The organism is Xanthomonas dyei (assembly GCF_002939865.1).
Lineage (GTDB): Bacteria > Pseudomonadota > Gammaproteobacteria > Xanthomonadales > Xanthomonadaceae > Xanthomonas > Xanthomonas dyei.
The window spans coordinates 1-2,053 of record NZ_MDEE01000100.1 but is presented as its reverse complement, the minus strand read 5'-3'; the positions used below and the strand labels follow the sequence as shown (position 1 = coordinate 2,053).

General features: G+C 57.8%; 3 protein-coding genes. All 3 read right to left on the bottom strand.

The window, feature by feature from the left end:
• Window positions 1-377: 377 nt before the first annotated feature.
• Complete coding sequence (locus tag XdyCFBP7245_RS23340) at window positions 378-938, bottom strand: hypothetical protein (protein ID WP_104617713.1); 561 nt, start codon at window positions 936-938, stop codon at window positions 378-380.
• Window positions 932-1,201 carry an HNH endonuclease gene (locus XdyCFBP7245_RS23335; protein WP_244907924.1) on the bottom strand — a complete coding sequence of 90 codons (270 nt, stop codon included), beginning with the start codon at window positions 1,199-1,201 and terminating at the stop codon, window positions 932-934. Before XdyCFBP7245_RS23335 ends, XdyCFBP7245_RS23340 begins: the two co-directional genes overlap by 7 nt.
• Window positions 1,202-1,466: 265 nt before the next feature.
• On the bottom strand, window positions 1,467-1,793 hold the full coding sequence (locus tag XdyCFBP7245_RS23330) for a hypothetical protein (protein ID WP_104617711.1): 327 nt from the start codon (window positions 1,791-1,793) through the stop codon (window positions 1,467-1,469).
• Between the last annotated feature and the right edge of the window lie 260 nt (window positions 1,794-2,053).

The following is a 2,053-nucleotide window of genomic DNA, read 5'->3' as shown; positions in this document are numbered from 1 at the left end:
ACGCCGTCCGCTTATGCCCAACATCTGGCAAACACCGATATCATCAACCCCGGACTCTAAACCCGATCGCTACTCAGGGCGGGGGGACGTCGTGGCCACCACGACTCGGATTGGCAAGTTTTCTGCGAAGGCCTGCTCGAGATGAGCGCGGAAAGTGTGCTTGCCACTGCCCTTCCAATGGACGGTCTCCATTGCGTAGCGGGACATGTCGGGAGAGAAGTTGTGTGACCACAGGCTCAAAATTACTTGGCGCGGATTCTCAGACAGGGCGGACGAGTTGAACTGCGGGTCCTTGATCTCAACGCCATATCGGCGAAAGGCATCGCTCATTCGCATGGGGTGTCAGTGTCCTCGGCAACGGGGGTTCAGGCGTGGCGTTATGGTGCCGATCCAATCGGCGTGGCCACAATCATGCGTTCGTCAATGGCTGGCCCTCGGTCGAACGTATATTCGAAGCGGTAGCCATGGCTCTCCAAGGTAAGGTTCTTCTTGCCCTTGAACGCCTTAAGCAAGGCCTTGTCGTGGTCGCTGGGATAAAGTTTGATGAGGTCGTGGATCATCTTGTCCGCGGCTTTAGCGTCAGCGTGGAGTCCATAACCGCGATCCTTAAACCAGTCGTTCCATAGGAACTTCGTGCTGGAGACCCTGCCGGTTCCCGGCTCTTCGTTGATAAAGAATTTGACAGTCTCGGCTTCGCCGCCGATACAGCCAAACAGGGCCCCCCAGCCGGAGCTTTCTGGCGTGATCTTGGTGGACTTGCATGAAAGCACTGCCTTGCTGCGATCGACCTCTTTTTGGAAGGGCGTGACCACGGAACGATCAGCCGGCTGCTGCGTTGGGCTTTCCGTGGGCGGCGATGGCTCGGCCGGCGGCGGAGAGGATGGGGAGCAGGCAGTCAACAGCAATACGGCACTGGGGAGCAGGCGACGACTCAACATTCGATGTGAGTTCCAGTTGGAGGCGTGGGCCACCATCTTCCCATTGCAAGTCGCTTTCGAACCAGCCGTTTGAACACGTCAGAAGATGGTGCAGGCCCTTGCCGCTTGTGGCGTCCTTGATTGCAGCGTGTGTGCGCGGCCACTACGTTCTCGGGCACATCCAAGCCGCCGTCTTGTTGAGCAATCAGGTGTTCGGCCGTGCACTGGTAAGGACGTGCAGAGCGGGGACGTAAGCCCAGCTCGTTGGGTGAGGATAGCCACATCGGCCGGTCGCAGTAGTAGCAACGGCCGGACTGTGCGTGAAAGGCATTGGTGCGAAGAGATTTGAGGCGCTTGTTGCTCATAGAGGACTCCGGAATCAAAGGATGATTCCCGCGCCTCTATAAAGAGAACCTCGGGCACCCGGAGCCTAGTGGCTATGCGGGCACAACACCGACGCTTTAAGCGACCGGCAGATATGTTGTAGCTCAACTTTTGGACTGCTGCAACTATGCGGCGTGCGTGCATAGGAAGAGCTGGCGACTACGCTCAGTGCGTTCTCGGGCTTTCGTCAGCGCTGGTGATCGCCATTCGCAACGCGCCGAGTGAGCTCGCTTGGTTACGGATCCCGGCGTCGCTCCGATTTCCCACGTGCGCCAACAGCGCGCCCACCAACTCGGCATCCTCCAGCGATTCTGCGCCCGCAAGGAACACGAGCTCTGCCACGCGCGCGCGTCGCTTGGCTTCTTCGCGACGCTGCGTTTCCTTGGCCTTCACCGCTTGGCGCTGTTGCGCTAAAAGCTCGCGCGCTTGATGTTGGGCCAGTCGTTCCGTGGCGCGCTGAATTTGATCGTGATAGTGATGGGTGGTGGTCATGCGTTTCTCCTGTCTCGTAAAAATGAGTCAAGCAGGAAAATGGCTTGCGTCAAGTTTCGGGAGGTCTCGAATTTTTCCGCTGCGAAAATCGAAAAGATCTGAAAAACAAGGCTTAAAAGAAAGAAGCAAGAGCGCACTGATGCAATGTTTCACATTGCGCGCGCAAAGGGCTCCGCCCCTTGGACCCCCAAGCGCTCCGCGCTTGCGCAAATCAAAAGCCACGGCATAAAGAGAGCAACCTCATCTGGAGCTCTGCATGG

Excerpts from the sequence above, each read along its gene's own strand:
- XdyCFBP7245_RS23340 (WP_104617713.1), bottom strand. The coding sequence starts at position 938 with ATGTTGAGTCGTCGCCTGCTCCCCAGTGCCGTATTGCTGTTGACTGCC.
- XdyCFBP7245_RS23335 (WP_244907924.1), bottom strand. The coding sequence starts at position 1,201 with ATGTGGCTATCCTCACCCAACGAGCTGGGCTTACGTCCCCGCTCTGCA.
- XdyCFBP7245_RS23330 (WP_104617711.1), bottom strand. The coding sequence starts at position 1,793 with ATGACCACCACCCATCACTATCACGATCAAATTCAGCGCGCCACGGAA.